At 71.8% G+C, this 14,937-nt stretch carries 16 protein-coding genes; 10 read left to right on the top strand and 6 right to left on the bottom strand.

Annotated elements, in window-relative coordinates; all coding sequences use genetic code 11:
* Nucleotides 1-26: 26 nt before the first annotated feature.
* The 4 genes from ASD16_RS06910 to ASD16_RS06895 all read left to right on the top strand — a co-directional run bounded on the left by ASD16_RS06910 (nucleotide 27) and on the right by ASD16_RS06895 (nucleotide 2,668).
* The gene (locus tag ASD16_RS06910) at nucleotides 27-491 is read left to right on the top strand and encodes an FHA domain-containing protein (protein ID WP_055914571.1); all 465 of its coding nucleotides are present in this window, start codon (nucleotides 27-29) and stop codon (nucleotides 489-491) included.
* 40 nt (nucleotides 492-531) lie between these two features.
* Nucleotides 532-1,302 (top strand): MerR family transcriptional regulator, encoded by a 771-nt coding sequence (locus ASD16_RS06905; RefSeq protein ID WP_055914568.1) that lies wholly within the window; start codon nucleotides 532-534, stop codon nucleotides 1,300-1,302.
* Between the two features lie 68 nt (nucleotides 1,303-1,370).
* Complete coding sequence (locus tag ASD16_RS06900) at nucleotides 1,371-1,895, top strand: bifunctional nuclease family protein (RefSeq protein ID WP_055914565.1); 525 nt, start codon at nucleotides 1,371-1,373, stop codon at nucleotides 1,893-1,895.
* Nucleotides 1,896-2,074: 179 nt separating this feature from the next.
* The gene (locus ASD16_RS06895) at nucleotides 2,075-2,668 is read left to right on the top strand and encodes a MerR family transcriptional regulator (RefSeq protein ID WP_055914562.1); all 594 of its coding nucleotides are present in this window, start codon (nucleotides 2,075-2,077) and stop codon (nucleotides 2,666-2,668) included.
* Nucleotides 2,669-2,719: 51 nt separating this feature from the next.
* On the opposite strand, the gene ASD16_RS06890 is transcribed toward ASD16_RS06895, so the two are convergent.
* Nucleotides 2,720-3,484, bottom strand: a complete 765-nt coding sequence (locus tag ASD16_RS06890) for a ParA family protein (protein ID WP_055915842.1) — start codon at nucleotides 3,482-3,484, stop codon at nucleotides 2,720-2,722.
* A 77-nt stretch (nucleotides 3,485-3,561) separates the two neighbouring features.
* On the opposite strand from ASD16_RS06890, the gene ASD16_RS06885 reads away from it, so the two are divergent.
* The 4 genes from ASD16_RS06885 to ASD16_RS06875 all read left to right on the top strand — a co-directional run bounded on the left by ASD16_RS06885 (nucleotide 3,562) and on the right by ASD16_RS06875 (nucleotide 6,628).
* Nucleotides 3,562-4,209: an MBL fold metallo-hydrolase gene (locus tag ASD16_RS06885; protein ID WP_200942868.1), complete on the top strand. Its 648-nt coding sequence runs from the start codon at nucleotides 3,562-3,564 to the stop codon at nucleotides 4,207-4,209.
* 64 nt (nucleotides 4,210-4,273) lie between these two features.
* On the top strand, nucleotides 4,274-4,435 hold the full coding sequence (locus tag ASD16_RS21690; protein WP_200942865.1) for a hypothetical protein: 162 nt from the start codon (nucleotides 4,274-4,276) through the stop codon (nucleotides 4,433-4,435).
* 35 nt (nucleotides 4,436-4,470) lie between these two features.
* Nucleotides 4,471-4,971 carry a GNAT family N-acetyltransferase gene (locus ASD16_RS06880; protein WP_055914559.1) on the top strand — a complete coding sequence of 167 codons (501 nt, stop codon included), beginning with the start codon at nucleotides 4,471-4,473 and terminating at the stop codon, nucleotides 4,969-4,971.
* Nucleotides 4,972-5,626: 655 nt separating this feature from the next.
* Nucleotides 5,627-6,628 carry a tyrosine-type recombinase/integrase gene (locus ASD16_RS06875; protein WP_055914556.1) on the top strand — a complete coding sequence of 334 codons (1,002 nt, stop codon included), beginning with the start codon at nucleotides 5,627-5,629 and terminating at the stop codon, nucleotides 6,626-6,628.
* 7 nt (nucleotides 6,629-6,635) lie between these two features.
* Here the strand turns inward: ASD16_RS06875 and ASD16_RS06870 are convergent, their stop codons facing one another.
* The 5 genes from ASD16_RS06870 to ASD16_RS06850 form a co-directional block, all read right to left on the bottom strand.
* A complete protein-coding gene (locus tag ASD16_RS06870; RefSeq protein WP_055914553.1) occupies nucleotides 6,636-7,061 on the bottom strand; it encodes an iron chaperone in 426 nt (141 codons plus the stop codon).
* Between the two features lie 29 nt (nucleotides 7,062-7,090).
* Entirely contained in the window at nucleotides 7,091-9,454 is a 2,364-nt protein-coding gene (locus tag ASD16_RS06865) for an excinuclease ABC subunit UvrA (RefSeq protein ID WP_055914550.1), read from the bottom strand.
* Nucleotides 9,455-9,536: 82 nt separating this feature from the next.
* The gene (locus tag ASD16_RS06860) at nucleotides 9,537-9,947 is read right to left on the bottom strand and encodes a VOC family protein (RefSeq protein WP_055915838.1); all 411 of its coding nucleotides are present in this window, start codon (nucleotides 9,945-9,947) and stop codon (nucleotides 9,537-9,539) included.
* Between the two features lie 5 nt (nucleotides 9,948-9,952).
* Entirely contained in the window at nucleotides 9,953-10,402 is a 450-nt protein-coding gene (locus ASD16_RS06855; RefSeq protein WP_055914547.1) for a helix-turn-helix transcriptional regulator, read from the bottom strand.
* Between the two features lie 44 nt (nucleotides 10,403-10,446).
* The gene (locus ASD16_RS06850; RefSeq protein ID WP_055914543.1) at nucleotides 10,447-12,006 is read right to left on the bottom strand and encodes an OmpA family protein; all 1,560 of its coding nucleotides are present in this window, start codon (nucleotides 12,004-12,006) and stop codon (nucleotides 10,447-10,449) included.
* Nucleotides 12,007-12,137: 131 nt separating this feature from the next.
* On the opposite strand from ASD16_RS06850, the gene ASD16_RS06845 reads away from it, so the two are divergent.
* The gene (locus ASD16_RS06845; protein ID WP_055914540.1) at nucleotides 12,138-14,432 is read left to right on the top strand and encodes an LLM class flavin-dependent oxidoreductase; all 2,295 of its coding nucleotides are present in this window, start codon (nucleotides 12,138-12,140) and stop codon (nucleotides 14,430-14,432) included.
* Entirely contained in the window at nucleotides 14,429-14,902 is a 474-nt protein-coding gene (locus ASD16_RS06840; protein ID WP_055914537.1) for a heme-degrading domain-containing protein, read from the top strand. The genes ASD16_RS06845 and ASD16_RS06840 overlap by 4 nt, the downstream gene beginning before the upstream one ends.
* The last annotated feature ends 35 nt before the right edge of the window (nucleotides 14,903-14,937 follow it).

Raw genomic sequence — 14,937 nt, 5'->3', positions numbered from 1 at the left:
CGTGAAGAACGGGCCCGGGAGGTGGCATGAGCGGCGAGGACCCGCAGGTCGGGCGTTCCGCCTACGGACCCGACACGACGATGAGCTTCGGAGCGATCGAGCCGGTCGAGATCGAGGCGTCGGCGCCTGTCGGACTGACGCCCGACGAGGTGGCCGCGGTGCACGCGCTCCCGCCGACGTCGGCCCTTCTGGTCATGCAGCGTGGCCCGAGCGCCGGAGCGCGGTTCCTGCTCGATGCTGAGCGGACCGTCGCGGGCCGCTCCACGGGAGCGGACATCTTCCTCGACGACGTCACGGTGTCACGCAAGCACGCGGAGTTCGTCCGTGAGGGGACGACGTTCGTGGTGCGGGACATCGGGTCGCTGAACGGGACCTACGTGAACCGGTCGCGCATCGACCAGTCCGTGCTGCGGTCGGGCGACGAGGTGCAGATCGGGAAGTACCGCATGACGTTCCACCCCAGCCCGCACCGCGACGCGGCCGGCGCGTGACCGGCCGGTCCCTGACGTTCGGCCCGAGGGGAGCTGCCTCGTGACGAGCGCACGTGCGCAGCGCGTCCAGGCCCCGGCGCAGCAGGTCGTCACGCCCGACGGCGAGCACGAGCCGTGGCCCCGGGGGATCTCCCGCCGCGCATCGATGCGGATCTCCGACGTGCTGGCGTCCCTGCAGATCGAGTTCCCGGCCGTCACCACGTCCAAGCTCCGCTTCCTCGAGGAGCAGGGGCTCGTCGAGCCGGTGCGCACCGCAGCGGGCTACCGGCAGTACTCGCCGGCCGACATCGAGCGTCTGCGGTTCGTGCTGCGCCAGCAGCGGGACCGGTACATGCCGTTGAAGGTCATCGGCGACCGCCTGGCCGCTCTCGACGCCGGTGAGGAGGACGAGCCGGCTCCGCGGGCGCGCCTCGCGACGCGTGACGGGGTCCGGGAGGTCCCCGGGACGCGCTGGACGATCGACGTGCTCGCGCGCGAGTCCGGGGTGGAGGTGGGCTTCGTCGACGAGCTCGTCACCGCGGGCGTGCTGCGCGTGGACCGCTCCGGCTCGTTCGACCTGTGGGCCCGGGAGATCGTGGTCGCGGCCGCCGCCCTGGCCGAGCACGGCATCGACGCGCGTCACCTGCGGCAGTTCCGCACGTCCGCGGACCGGCAGGCGGACCTGGTCGAGCAGGTCGTCACGCCGTGGCGCGGTCAGCGCAGCGCGTCGTCACGGGCGCGCGCGAGCACGTTGGCCGCCGAGGTGGGCGAGCTGTGCACGCAGATGCACACGGCGCTCGTACGCGCGGCCGTCGCCGACCTGACCCCGTAACGGGACCGGCCAAGTTCGCGGGCCCGCGGGGGGAGCCGGATCGGCGTCCGCGTCGTAGCGTGGGCTGCATGGGAGAGGACGCCGAGCTGGTTCCGGTCGAGATCGTCGGCGTGCGCCAGCATCTCGCCGACGAGGAGATCGTCGTGCTGCTGCTCGACCCGGACTCCGAGCTCCTCGTCCCGATCCTCATCGGGCCCGCCGAGGCGAGCGCCATCGCGTCCGCGCAGGCGGGGATCGTGCCCCCGCGGCCCATGACGCACGACCTCCTGCGTGACGTGCTCATCGCGACGGGATCCGGGCTGAGCAGGGTGGAGATCACCCGGCTCGAGGACGGGGTGTTCCACGCCGAGCTGGTGCTGCGCACCGGGCCCCGCGTGGACTCGCGGGCCTCGGACGCCATCGCGATGGCGCTGCGCTTCGGATGTCCGGTGCTGTGCTCCGCCGAGGTCGTCGCGGTCGCGGGCGTGGAGGTGCGGACCACGACGTCGGAGCAGGATCTCGAGCGGTTCCGACGGTTCCTGGACGTCGTCACACCGGAGGACTTCACGACGGGGGTGGAGCCCGACGACCAGGGCGGCGCCGAGGGTCGCTGAGGCGTGGGCCACGGTTGCTCGTGGGTACTGGGGGGTGAACCTTCGTGTTCAGGTCGAAGGTGAGACTCGCCCGTCGCGACACGCCCATGGGCGTCATGGCGTCTGCACCCCCACGGGCCTAGTCTGACAAGCAGCCGGGGGAGATGTCCGCCGACCGGCGTGCGACGAGTGGAGGATTCGTGACCAGCAACGAGAGCGCCGAGAGCGTCAGCGGGGCAGTGCCGCAGCGCGCTCAGGGCATGCTGTTCGACGACGACCTCCCCGACCTCGACACCGCCACGGGCTACCGCGGACCCACCGCGTGCCGGGCCGCCGGGATCACGTACCGCCAGCTCGACTACTGGGCTCGTACGGGTCTGGTCGAGCCGTCGATCCGCCCGGCAACCGGCTCGGGCACGCAGCGGCTGTACAGCTTCCGGGACATCCTCGTCCTCAAGGTGGTCAAGCGTCTGCTCGACACCGGTGTCTCGCTGCAGCAGATCCGCACCGCGGTGAGCCACCTGCGCGAGCGCGGGGTCGACGACCTGGCGCAGATCACCTTGATGTCCGACGGTGCGAGCGTCTACGAGTGCACGTCCGCCGACGAGGTCATCGACCTCGTCCAGGGCGGACAGGGAGTCTTCGGCATCGCGGTCGGCCGGGTCTGGCGAGAGGTCGAGGGAACGCTGGCCGCTCTGCCGACCGAGCGTGCGGACGAGGAGGACGAGCTCGTCATCCAGCCGTCGGCGCACGACGAGCTCGCTCTGCGTCGTCAGGCGCGGACCGCCGGCTGACCCCACGGACCCTGGAGCGGCCGCCCGTCCGGGTGGCCGCTCTTTCGTGCGTCAGTGCCGAGGCGCCCGCAGGGCGCGGTCCAGCAGCGCGTCGAACGTGCGCGCCAGCTCAGCGGCCGCGGCGCCGGGCCACGCGTGCACGGGCTGAGCAGCGCCTTGCGCCTGCTGGAGTGCTGCGCGTTCCGGTACCGGGGGAGTGAGGACGAGCGGCCCGTAGAGGGACTGCAGCTCCTCGAGCCGGAACGCCTGCTCGATCGAGCGGGAGCGGACCCGGTTGACGACGATGCCGAGCGGCTGGAGCGCGGGCGCGGGACCGCGTCGCAGCTCGTCGATGGTGCGCATCGCGCGGCCGACGGCCATGACGGCGAACAGCCCCGGCTCCGTGACCACGAGGGCTCGGTCGCAGGCCGCCAGACCCGTGCGGGTCAGCCCGCCGAGCGACGGCGGGCAGTCGACGATGACGAGGTCGTACCCGTGCACCCACGACAACGCGAAGCGCAGGCGGTCCACGTCGGTGCCGTCCATCCGGTCGTGCACGGCCGACCGCTCCGAGCCGGCGAGCACGTCGAGCCCGTCGTCGGCCCACGAGGACAGGACCGTCGCCGCCGCCATGGTCGACTCACCCGGCTCGTCGAGGACCGAGGCGACGTCGCCGCCCTGCGGCCGGGCACCGAGCGCCATGGTGCTGTCGCCCTGCGGGTCCATGTCGATGACCAGCGTGCGCAGCCCGCGCTCGAGGGCCGCCGACGCCAGACCGAGGGTGATCGACGTCTTGCCCACGCCACCCTTGAGACTGCACACCCCGAGCACCAGCACGTGCGCCACCGTATCCGGGCGACGCGTCGGGAGCGAAACGCCGCGCGCGTTCGCGCTGGTCAGGACAGACTGATCGGATGAGCATCCGTCTGACGCGCTGGGGACACGCCTGCATCCGACTCGACCGGGGCGACGATCGCCTGGTCATCGACCCAGGGGTGTTCTCCGACCTCCCGGCCGCGCTGGACGGCGTGGCGGCGGTCCTCGTCACGCACGAGCACCCCGACCACGTCGCGACGGAGCCACTCGCGGAGGCTGTGCAGGGCGGCGGGGTGCAGGTTTGGGCACCTCAATCCGTCGTCGACGCGCTCGTCGAGGCCGGCGCGCCCGCCGATCGCGTGCACCCGGTCAGCGCGGGCGACACGTTCTCCGCCGGCGGGTTCGACGTGGCGGCCCTGGGGGAGTGGCACGCCCTGGTCCACCAGGACGTGCCGCGCATCCACAACGTGGGCTACCTGACGCAGGGTGTGCTCCACCCCGGTGACGCCTACGTCGACCCCGCGGGTGCCCAGGTCGACGTCCTGTGCACGCCCCTCGGAGCTCCGTGGCTGAAGCTGGGCGAGGTCGTCGACTACGTGCGCAGCGTGGGACCGCGCCGGATCGTCGTCGTCCACGACGCCCTGCTCAGTGCTATCGGCCAGGGGATGGCGATCGGGCTGCTCGGCCGGCTGGGAGGCGCGGGGGAGCCCGTCTCGCTCGACCCCGGCGAGGGTATCGACCTCTGAGGCAGCTGGGCTGTCGCACCACTCGCACCGCCCGTAGGTTGGTGGGCGTCGGAAGGAGACCGCTGTGACGGAGTCCGTGGGGCACGAGGTGCCTGAGCTCGAGTACGACGAGACCGTGCCGCCCCGACCGGAGGAGGAGATCGCCGACGCCGCACGCGCTGTCCCCGATCCCGCTGGTCACGGTGGTGCAACCGCAGGTGAGCCGACGGCGCGCGAGGAGCCCTGAGCGCCCATCCGGCCGAGGTGAGGCATCCTGTGACTGTGCTTGTCCAACAGGTGGTGGAGAACGACTGGAGACTTGTCCAGGATGTCCGGCTGCGCGCTCTGCGGGAGGACCCGAACGTCTACGGGGCGTCGCTGAGCCGGGAGGAACGGTTCGCCGAGTCGCACTGGCGGATGCGCATCCGGACCACCACGACGTGGGTCGCGGTCGACGACGACGGCGTCGGACGCGGGATCGTCACGATGATGCAGGAGCCCGGCTCACCGGTGGACGACCGGCACATCGTGGCCCTGTGGGTGGCACCCGAGTCACGACGTCACGGCGTCGGCTGGTCGCTGATCGACGCCGTGCGGCAGGCGGCAGTCGCGCAGGACGCCCGGACCGTGTCGTTGTGGCTCCTGGACGGCAACCACGCCGCGGGCGACCTGTTCGTGCGCGCCGGCTTCACACGTACCGGTGAACGGCAGGTGGTCCCGCGCGACCAGTCGCAGACCGAGGAACGGTACGTGCTGACCCTGCGCAACGCTGCGACCGCCTGAGCGCATGCCGCGATGGTCCGCCGGAACTGGCAGGCCTACGCGGAGCGTCGTACCGCCGGGCAGGAGATCGGCGTGATCATCGGAGCTGATCCGGAGATGCCGGCGCCGAGCGCCTGACAGTGGTGCGCAGTGTTATGTCATTCCCAGCGTCGGAGGACGCCTGCACGGGTGCTCGAGGTCCAGCCGGCCTTGGAGCACCTGTGCGCCCGGCGACTTCGGCGGGCCGTCGTACGGGACATCAGGAACGCGAGACTGCGGGTGTGGTGCGGAGGCGGTTCGTCGGGGCCGGACGTGAGCAGTTCGCCGGGAACGGTGCAGGCCAGTTCCTCGAATGGCCCCTCTTGAGCGGGCTAACGATGGCTTTGCGCACATAGGCGGCACTATGCGAGAAACATCTGAACCCCTATGCCGACGCCCTTGCGGCGCTCTTCGCTCCTGTGGACCGTCTCTTCGTCGCTGACCGCGCGTCGACGACCAGACGAACGGCCGCCGACGACTCGTCGGTGAAGCCGTCGTCACATCCCAGCGAGCGCCCGACCCTGCCGACGGCAGTCCTCCGCTGACGATCCCGGCGACGCAGCCGGGCGCGACACTATGCGCGCAACTACGGCGCGGCGCCGCCGGTCCGGCACGGAGCCGACCTACCGTGCGCAGCATGGGTGTGCCGCTGAGCGAGGTCGTCGACCAGTTCCTCATCGACCGTGCGACACTCACGCGTCGCGGTCTGACTGACAGCTCACGGGAGAACTACCGTCGCGACATCGTCGTGTGGGCCACCGTCATCGCCCGGCAGACCGGACGCCTCGGAGACAAGCCCACCGCGGACGACCCCGACCCGCTGACCGTCGTGCTGGTCGACGACCTGACGGAGACGCAGATCAAGAACGCGTACCGCGTCATCCGCATGCAGGAGGCCGTGAGCACCACGCAACGGCGGGTGGGCACGCTGCGCCTGCTGTGCCACTGGCTCCAGCTCGAAGGTCACCTCGGCGTCGACCCGACGCTGCGCATCGAGGCGCCCGAGCGGCCGGTGCGGCTGCCCGCCGGCTGGAACGACGACGAGCTCGAGCGGCTCGCCGAAGCGGTCTGGGAGGAGCGCAAGGCTCATGCCCGCCGCTGGCCCGCCCTGGAGCACGCGACGTTCGCCCTCCTGTCCACCACCGGCGTCCGTGCCGCCGAGCTGTGCGCCGTCACCGAGCAGTCCCTGCGACGCGACTCCGGCGGCGAGGTCGTCATGTCCGTCATCGGCAAGGGCAACCGACAGCGCATCGTCCCGGTGCCACCAGAGGCGATCACGTTCGTCGAGGCGTACCTCCAGGAGCGCACGGCACGGTTCGGCACGCTCCCCGCCGCCTCTCCCCTCCTGCGTCGGGCCGACGGGGTCCCGCTGACGCGCGGCGCCCTGCGACACCTCGTCGACGGGTGGATCGCACGCTCCGGGGTCCCGAAGCAGGAGGGCGAGTCGGCGCACGGGTTCCGGCACACCTATGCGAAGGGCCTCATCCGCTCCGGTGTACCGGCGCCCGCCGTCCAGGCGCTCCTCGGCCACGAGGACCTCAAGACCACGGGCATCTATGTGAAGGCCACGGCCGCGGACGTCCGCGACGCGGCCCTCCTCTCCCCCGCCCGGCAGGTGCTGCGCGCACGCACCGCGTAGCCGGCGATCAGCCGACGGCCTTCTTCACCAGCTCCGCGATGCGCTTCTCGTCGGCGGCGGTCAGGGAGGCGAGCGCGAACGACGTCGGCCACATCGACCCGTCGTCGAGGTTCGCGTCCTCGCTGAAGCCGAGCGTCGCGTAGCGGGTCTTGAACTTCGAGGCGGCCTGGAAGAAGACGACGACCTTTCCGGCCTTGGCCCACGCTGGCTGCCCGTACCACGTCTTCGGGGCCAGCTCGGGAGCCGTCTCTGTGACGATCGCGTGGACCCGCTCAGCCATCGCGCGGTCGGCGTCACCCATCTCGGCGATCTTGGCGAGCAGGTCGCTCTCGCCGTCGGCCGCCTTGGACCCCCGGCGGGTCTCCTTGGCGCGCTCCTTCATCGCGTCGCGCTCTTCCTCGGTGAATGCTCCGGCCTTCTTGCTCTCTGCCATGGTCAGATCCCTTCTCGTGGTCAGTTCGGTCAGGCGCTGACGTAGGCGGCCAGGTGCTCGCCTGTCAGGGTCGGTCGGGTGGCAACCAGGTCGGCGGGTGTCCCCTCGAACACCACGAGGCCGCCGTCGTGGCCGGCGCCGGGACCGAGGTCGATGATCCAGTCGGCGTGCGCCATGACCGCCTGGTGGTGCTCGATCACGATGACCGACTTCCCGGAGTCGACGAGCCGGTCGAGCAGGCCCAGCAGGTTCTCGACGTCGGCGAGGTGCAGGCCGGTCGTGGGTTCGTCGAGCACGTAGACCGTGCCCTTCTCCCCCATGTGGGTCGCCAGCTTGAGCCGCTGCCGCTCTCCCCCGGACAGCGTCGGGAGCGGCTGGCCGAGACTGATGTAGCCGAGCCCCACGTCGGCGAGCCGCGCGAGGACCGCGTGGGCGGCAGGCGTGCGGGCCTCCCCCGCGCCGAAGAACTCCTCGGCCTCGGTCACGGACATCGCGAGCACCTCGCTGATGTCGCGACCGCCCAGGTGGTAGTCCAGGACGGACGCTTGGAAGCGCTTTCCCTCGCACACCTCGCACACGGTGGCGACGCCGCTCATCATCGCCAGGTCGGTATAGATGACGCCCGCGCCGTTGCACGCCGGGCACGCGCCCTCGGAGTTGGCGCTGAACAGGGCCGGCTTGACGCCGTTCGCCTTCGCGAACGCCTTGCGGATCGGCTCGAGCAGGCCCGTGTAGGTGGCCGGGTTGCTCCTGCGCGAGCCACGGATCGCGCCCTGGTCGATGGACACCACGCCGTCACCGGCGGGGATCGAGCCGTGCACCAGGGAGCTCTTGCCGGATCCCGCGACGCCGGTGATGACGACCAGGACGCCCAGAGGGATGTCGACGTCGACGTCGCGCAGGTTGTTCTCGGTCGCTCCGCGGATCTCGAGGGCCCCGGTCGGTGCGCGGACCTCGTCCTTCACCGTGGCGCGGTCGTCGAGGTGCTTGCCGGTCAGGGTCCCGCTGGTACGCAGGTCCTCGACCGTGCCCTCGAAGCAGACCGTGCCGCCCGCCGCCCCGGCACCGGGGCCGAGGTCGACCACACGGTCCGCGATGGTGATCATCTCCGGCTTGTGCTCCACGACGAGCACCGTGTTGCCCTTGTCCCGTAGCTGCAGCAGCAGCTGGTTCATCCGTTGGATGTCGTGCGGGTGCAGGCCGATCGACGGCTCGTCGAAGACGTAGGTGACGTCGGTCAGCGACGACCCGAGGTGGCGGATCATCTTGGTGCGCTGCGCCTCTCCCCCGGACAACGTCCCCGACGACCGGTCGAGGGACAGGTACCCCAGCCCGATGTCGGTGAAGGAGTCCAGCAGGAGCTGCAGCCCGGTGAGCAGCGGGGCGACCGACGGCTCGTCCAGCTCGCGGACCCAGTCGGCGACGTCGCTGATCTGCATCGCGCAGACGTCGGCGATGCTCTTGCCCCGGATGGTCGAGGAGCGGGCCTCCGTGCTCAGCCGGGTGCCGTCGCAGTCGGGGCAGGTCGAGAAGGTCACGGCCCGCTCGACGAACGCGCGGATGTGCGGCTGGAGCGCCTCGACGTCCTTGGCCAGATAGGACTTCTGCAGCCGCGGGATCAGACCTTCGTAGGTCAGGTTGATGCCCTCGATCTGGATCTTGGTGGGCTCCTTGTAGAGCAGCGCGTCGAGCTCCCGCTTGGTGTACCTCGCGATCGGCTTGTCGGGGTCGAAGAAGCCGCACCCTCGGAAGATCCGGCCGTACCAGCCGTCCATGCTGTAGCCCGGGATCGTCAGAGCGCCCTGGTTGAGGGACAGGCTCGCGTCGTAGAGCTGGGTGAGGTCGATGTCGTTGACCGAGCCGCGACCCTCGCACCGCGGGCACATCCCGCCGAGGATGCTGAAGCTGCGACGCTCCTTGGTCTCGCGACCGCCGCGCTCGATGGTCACCGCGCCCGCGCCGCTGATCGAGGCGACGTTGAACGAGTACGCCTGGGGCGGGCCGATGTGCGGGCTCCCGAGCCGGCTGAACAGGATGCGCAGCATCGCGTTGGCATCCGTGGCGGTGCCGACCGTGGAGCGCGGGTTGGCACCCATCCGCTCCTGGTCGACGATGATCGCGGTGGTCAGACCGTCGAGGACGTCCACGTCCGGCCGCGCGAGCGTCGGCATGAAGCCCTGGACGAAGGCGCTGTACGTCTCGTTGATCATCCGCTGCGAGTCGGCGGCGATCGTGTCGAACACCAGCGAGCTCTTGCCCGAGCCCGAGACGCCGGTGAACACGGTCAGCCGCCGCTTCGGGATCTCGACGCTGATGTCCTTGAGGTTGTTCTCCCTCGCGCCGTGCACGCGGATCAGGTCGTGGCTGTCGGCGGGGTGCGTGTCCGTGCTCATCAGGGCTCCATCTGTGGGGCGGAGGCGGTCGCGGCCCTCGTCAGCAGCAACTCTGTCGGTCTCAGCAGCGTCGCGTGATCTCTCAGGTGAGCTGGTTGATGCGCAGCAGGTTGCCCGCGGGATCCCGGAACGCGCAGTCGCGGACCCCGTACGGCTGGTCGGTCGGCTCCTGGACGACCTCGGCGCCACTGGCCTCGAGACGCGCGAACACACCGTCGAGGTCGTGGGTGGCCAGGGTGATGGCGGCGTAGCTGCCCTTGGCCATCATCTCGACGATCGTGCGGCGCTCGTCGTCGGTGAGGCCGGGCTCCGCTGCGGGCGGGTGCAGGACGATCGCGGGCGCCGACGGGTCCGCGGGGCCGACCGTGATCCAGCGCAGGCCGTTGTAGCCGACGTCGTTGCGGACCTCGAAGCCGAGGGCGTCGCGGTAGAACGCGAGTGCGGCGTCCGCGTCGTCGTGCGGGAGGAAGGCGTAGTGCAGGGCGATGTCCATGACCGTCACGCTAGGTGCGGCTCGGGGGTCCGCGCTTCTCGATTCCTGACCGGTCGGGTGACCTGCTTCGCGACGCACGACGGCATCCCCTCCGTCACGCCGGCGTGCTCTCGGCGATACACGCTGGGGGGCACCCCCACGAGCTCGGTGAAGCGGGTGCTGAACGTGCCGAGCGACGAGCAGCCGACCGCGAAGCAGACCTCGGTCACGCTCAGGTCCCCGCGACGCAGCAGCGACATCGCGCGCTCGATGCGTCGGGTCATCAGGTAGGCGTACGGCGACTCGCCGTAGGCGCGACGGAACTCCCGGCTGAGGTGGCCGGCGGACATGTGGGCGCCCCGCGCGAGCGCCTCGACGTCCAGGGGCTGGGCGTACTCGCGGTCGATCCGGTCCCGCACCCGTCGCAGGCGCGCGAGGTCGCTCAGGTGCTGGGCCGAGGCGGGCGTGCTGGTCACCCTCCGATCGTGCCACGACGCACCGACGGGGCACGCGCTCGCCGCTAAGAGGCCTCCACGACCGGGACGTCCGTGAGGCGGAACGCGGCGCCGCCGACGCTGACCCCACCGAACGCCGAGATCTCCCGTGACGCCACCTCCACCGCGACCGTGTCGGTGCCCGGGTCCGGCCACACGACCGTGACGACGCGGCTGGTGCCGGGATCGACCGCTATCGAGCGGTCGGTGAGCGGCTCGCGGACGTCCTGCTCCCCGGAGCGCCGGTAGTCGAGCGGGTACAGGCGGCTGTGGCCGACGAGAAGAGTCAGGTTCGTCGCGGCGGACTGCAGGCTCGGGTCGAAGTCGCCGCGCGTGTCCCAGGCCCCCGCAGCGAGCACGCCGTCGCTCAGCTCGGCCGCCCCCCGGTTCGTCAGCTCGAGCTCGCCGACGACGTAGGAGCCGACACGGCGCACCTCCGCGAGCCGTACCGAGTAGTTGTCGTCGCCGTCCTGGACGTCGACTCCCTCGGGCCCCGGCCCGCTCGGGGCCGTCGTCGCAGGCAGCTCTCCGTCGTCGGCGGGAGCCACCGGGGCGACCTCGACGTCCGTCGCGGGCACCAGGGTGATCTCGACGCGGCGGTTCTGCGCGCGAGCCTCGACCGAGGTCCCGGTGGCTGCCGGCACGCTCTCGCCGCGTCCCTCGACGGCCACGTCGAACGCCGACAGGTCGACGAGGCTGCTGAGCCGCTGCTCGACGCTGGCGGCCCGGCGCTCGGACAGGTCGAGGTTGTAGGCCTCGTCGGCGACGTCGTCGGTGTGGCCGACGATCGTGAGTCGACCACCGTCGTAGGCGGTGATCTGCGCGCCCGCGGCGGCGAGGGCCGCCTCCGCGTCCGGGCCGAGGTCGGCGGAATCGACTGCGAACAGGACGTCGGAGGCGACGGCGACGGTGACCTCGCTCGGGGTGACGCGCGCCCGGACCTGACCGTCGACCTGCTCGGTGTACTGCTCGAGGTCGAGGACGGGCAGCTCCGCGACGTCGCTCTCCGTCAGCTCCGACGGCGGGACGGTCGACGTCCCGGCGTCCTCGGCGTCCACGACCGGGACGTCGTCGAACCACCCGGCCTGCGGCAGCAGGACGTCGACGGCGTCACCATCCGGGACGGCGAACGCGGCGTAGATGACCTCGGTCGACTCCCCCGCAGCGTCCTGCGCGGCGTCGGTCGCGGCTCCTTCCGGGCTGCCGTTCCTGCTCATCACGGCCCGGCCGTCGGCGTCGCGCGCCGGCGGCAGGACGGTGCCCGCGTCGACGTCGACGAGGCGGACGCCGCTGGGCCCCGGGGTGCCGATACTCTCGAACACCTCCCAGAACGCCATCCGGAGCGCCGGCGGGTCCGTCGGTGCCGCCAGGCGCAGCACCGCGACGTCGTCGTGCACCGCGAGCGGACCCACCTCGAGCACGACCTGTGCGCCGTCGATCGTGACCGTGCGCGTCACCGGCTCGACGGACCGTGCTGTCGCTGTGGTCGTGACGGTCGGCGTGGGCTCGTCGGCACCCGACGTGCAGGCCGCGCAGGCCACGGCGACGACGAGTGCCGCGACGGCGGGTCGGACGAGGCTGTGCATGACTTCTTCTCCAGGCGGGATCCGACGAGGTCAGGGCAGTGTGCCAGCGTGAGCAGACGAGGGTCGGTCGGTCCCACGGTACGAGCGGAGCCCGCGTATAGTTGAAGGCTCAACCATAAGGAGCTCTCCCGATGCCTGACTACGGCCACGACCTCGTGCTCGGCACGTTCCTGACGCCGTCCGCGAAGAACCCGCACCAGGTCGTCGCCCTGGCGCAGGTCACCGAGCAGGCCGGGCTGGACCTCGTGACCTTCCAGGACCACCCGTACCAGCCGGCGTTCCTCGACACGTGGACCCTGCTCTCCTGGGTCGCCGCGTCGACGGACCGCGTCCAGGTGGCCGGCAACGTCCTCAACCTGCCCCTGCGTCCGCCCGCGGTCCTCGCACGTGCGGCCGCCAGCCTCGACCTGCTCTCAGGCGGCCGGTTCGCGCTGGGCCTCGGCTCCGGCGCGTTCTGGGACGCCATCGTCGCCATGGGCTCCCCCCGCCTCACGCCGGGCCAGGGTGTGGACGCGCTGGACGAGGCCCTCGACATCATCCGCGGCATCTGGGACACGAACGAGCGCGTCCCGCTCCGGGTCCACGGGACCCACCACCGGGTCGACGGCGCCAAGCGGGGCCCGTCGCCCGCCCACGACATCCCGATCTGGCTCGGCGCGTACAAGCCGCGGATGCTCGGCCTCGTGGGGCGCAAGGCCGACGGCTGGCTGCCGAGCCTCGGCTACCTGAAGGACGGCGACCTGGCCGCAGGGAACGCCCGGATCGACGAGTCGGCGCAGACGGCCGGCCGCGACCCGCGGGAGATCCGTCGCCTGCTGAACCTCGGCGGCGGGTCGTTCTCGGGCGCGGGCTTCCTCCAGGGGCCGCCCGAGCAGTGGGTCGACGACCTGCTCCCGCTCGTCCTCGAGGACGGCATCTCCACGTTCATCCTCGGCAGCGACGACGCCGGGACGATCGCGCGGTTCGGCGAGGAGGTGGCGCCCGCCCTGCGCGACGCCGTCGCAGCCGCGCGAGCCTCGGTCGGCACGGTGACCGGCACGGTACGGCCCGTGGCGTCCCTGGCCAAGCGACGGGACGGCATCGACTACGACGGTCTGCCCACGTCGCTCGCCGCGGCCGCCGTGGAGCCTGGTGACCGCGAGTACGGCCACGTCCGGTCCTCCTACGTCTACGCGGGCTCCCCCGGGCTGGTCCTGCGTCCCCGGGACGCCGAGGCGGTCAGCGAGGCCCTGACCTTCGCGAGGGCACAGGACGTGCCGTTCGCGGTGCGCAGCGGTGGTCACGGGATCAGCGGCCGGTCGACGAACGACGGCGGCATCGTCATCGACGTCGGAGCGCTCGACACCGTCGAGGTGCTCGACCGCGCGCGGCGGCTCGTCCGACTCGGTGCGGGTGCCCGCTGGGGCGACGTGGCCGCCGCACTGTCCCCCCACGGGCTGGCGATCAGCTCCGGCGACTACGGGGACGTCGGCGTCGGTGGGCTGGTGACCGCAGGCGGGCAGGGCTTCCTCGGGCGGTCGTACGGGCTCACGCTCGACCACGTGGTCGCCGCCGAGCTGGTCCTCGCCGACGGCCGCCTCGTGCGGACCGACGCGGAGCACGAACCCGATCTGCTCTGGGCCGTGCGCGGCGCGGGCGCGAACTTCGGCATCCTGACCGCCGTCGAGATCGAGGCCGCCGAGGTCGGCAACGTCGTGCACGCGACGATCCTCTTCGACGTGACCGACACCGCACCGTTCGTGCAGGCCTGGGCGGAGCTCGTGGAGTCCTCACCGCGCCAGCTGACGAGCTTCCTCACCCTGGTGCCGGCACGCGGCCAGGATCCCGCCATCGGGTACACGATCGTCGTCTGGGCGGACGACGACACCGAGGCGGCCGTCGTCGCGCTGGAGCGGTTCCTCGAGCTGGCGCCCGTGCTCCAGCAGCAGGCCCAGCTGGTGCCGTACGCCGCGACGGTGGCGGCCCGGCACGGCGAGCACACGGGTGGCTCGGCGCCCGCCAGCCGCGGCGGGCTCGTCGAGCACGTGACGCCGGAGCTCGCCGCGCTGCTCGCCGGTCTCCTGGCCACCCGGGACGCCGACATGCTGCAGCTCCGCGCGGTCGGGGGCGCCGTGAACGACGTCGACCCGGCGGCGACCGCCTACGCCCACCGGACGCAGAACTTCTCGTTGCTGGCGTCCGCCCGAGGCAGCCGCCGCGCGCAGATCGATGCGTGGTGGGAGCGGCTCGCGCCGCATCTGCACGGCGTCTACCTCAGCTTCGAGACGGACCAGTCCCCCGCGCGCGTCGCCGAGGCCTTCCCGCCGGACACGCTCGCCCGCATCGGCCGGCTCAAGGCCCTCTACGACCCCGACCACGTGTTCGACGGCAACTTCGGGGTCGCGCCGACGCCCGCCGGTGAGCCGCGTGCCACGATGGCCACATGAGCACCGACGACATCGACGGCGTCATCGCCCAGGTCGAGCAGCAGGAGCACGACCTCGTCTTCGCGACGTTCACCAACGACGACGCCTGGCGCCTGGGGTGCCTGCTTGTCGAGCTGGCCCAGGAGCGAGACCTGCCTGTCACGGTCGACATCCGCCGCGGCACGCAGCAGCTCTTCCACGCGGCCCGACCGGGGACCGTGCCCGACAACGACAGCTGGGTCGAGCGCAAGGTCCGGGTGGTCGAGAGGTTCGGGGCGTCGTCGTTCCTCGTCGGCCTGCGCGCGACCGCGAAGGGCACCACCTTCTCGGCGCAGCACGACCTGCCGCTGCAGCAGTTCGCAGCGCACGGCGGAGCCTTCCCCGTACGGGTCCGCGACGTGGGCATCGTGGGCGTGGTGACGGTGTCCGGCCTCCCCCAGGCCGACGACCACGCGCTCGTCGTCGAGGCGCTCACCGCCCACCTCGCCTGAGCCGCCCACAGGCACGTCGGGCGCGGTGATCGCGC

It is taken from the genome of Cellulomonas sp. Root485 (genome assembly GCF_001426705.1).
In the GTDB taxonomy this organism is placed as follows: domain Bacteria; phylum Actinomycetota; class Actinomycetes; order Actinomycetales; family Cellulomonadaceae; genus Cellulomonas.
The sequence above is the reverse complement of the archived record's forward strand: the minus strand, read 5'-3'. Positions and strand labels throughout refer to the sequence as shown.

Excerpts from the sequence above, each read along its gene's own strand:
- ASD16_RS06910 (WP_055914571.1), top strand. The coding sequence starts at position 27 with ATGAGCGGCGAGGACCCGCAGGTCGGGCGTTCCGCCTACGGACCCGAC.
- ASD16_RS06870 (WP_055914553.1), bottom strand. The coding sequence starts at position 7,061 with ATGGCAGAGAGCAAGAAGGCCGGAGCATTCACCGAGGAAGAGCGCGAC.
- ASD16_RS06860 (WP_055915838.1), bottom strand. The coding sequence starts at position 9,947 with ATGGACATCGCCCTGCACTACGCCTTCCTCCCGCACGACGACGCGGAC.
- ASD16_RS06865 (WP_055914550.1), bottom strand. The coding sequence starts at position 9,454 with ATGAGCACGGACACGCACCCCGCCGACAGCCACGACCTGATCCGCGTG.
- ASD16_RS06840 (WP_055914537.1), top strand. The coding sequence starts at position 14,429 with ATGAGCACCGACGACATCGACGGCGTCATCGCCCAGGTCGAGCAGCAG.
- ASD16_RS06850 (WP_055914543.1), bottom strand. The coding sequence starts at position 12,006 with ATGCACAGCCTCGTCCGACCCGCCGTCGCGGCACTCGTCGTCGCCGTG.
- ASD16_RS06885 (WP_200942868.1), top strand. The coding sequence starts at position 3,562 with ATGAGCATCCGTCTGACGCGCTGGGGACACGCCTGCATCCGACTCGAC.
- ASD16_RS06845 (WP_055914540.1), top strand. The coding sequence starts at position 12,138 with ATGCCTGACTACGGCCACGACCTCGTGCTCGGCACGTTCCTGACGCCG.
- ASD16_RS06875 (WP_055914556.1), top strand. The coding sequence starts at position 5,627 with ATGGGTGTGCCGCTGAGCGAGGTCGTCGACCAGTTCCTCATCGACCGT.
- ASD16_RS06900 (WP_055914565.1), top strand. The coding sequence starts at position 1,371 with ATGGGAGAGGACGCCGAGCTGGTTCCGGTCGAGATCGTCGGCGTGCGC.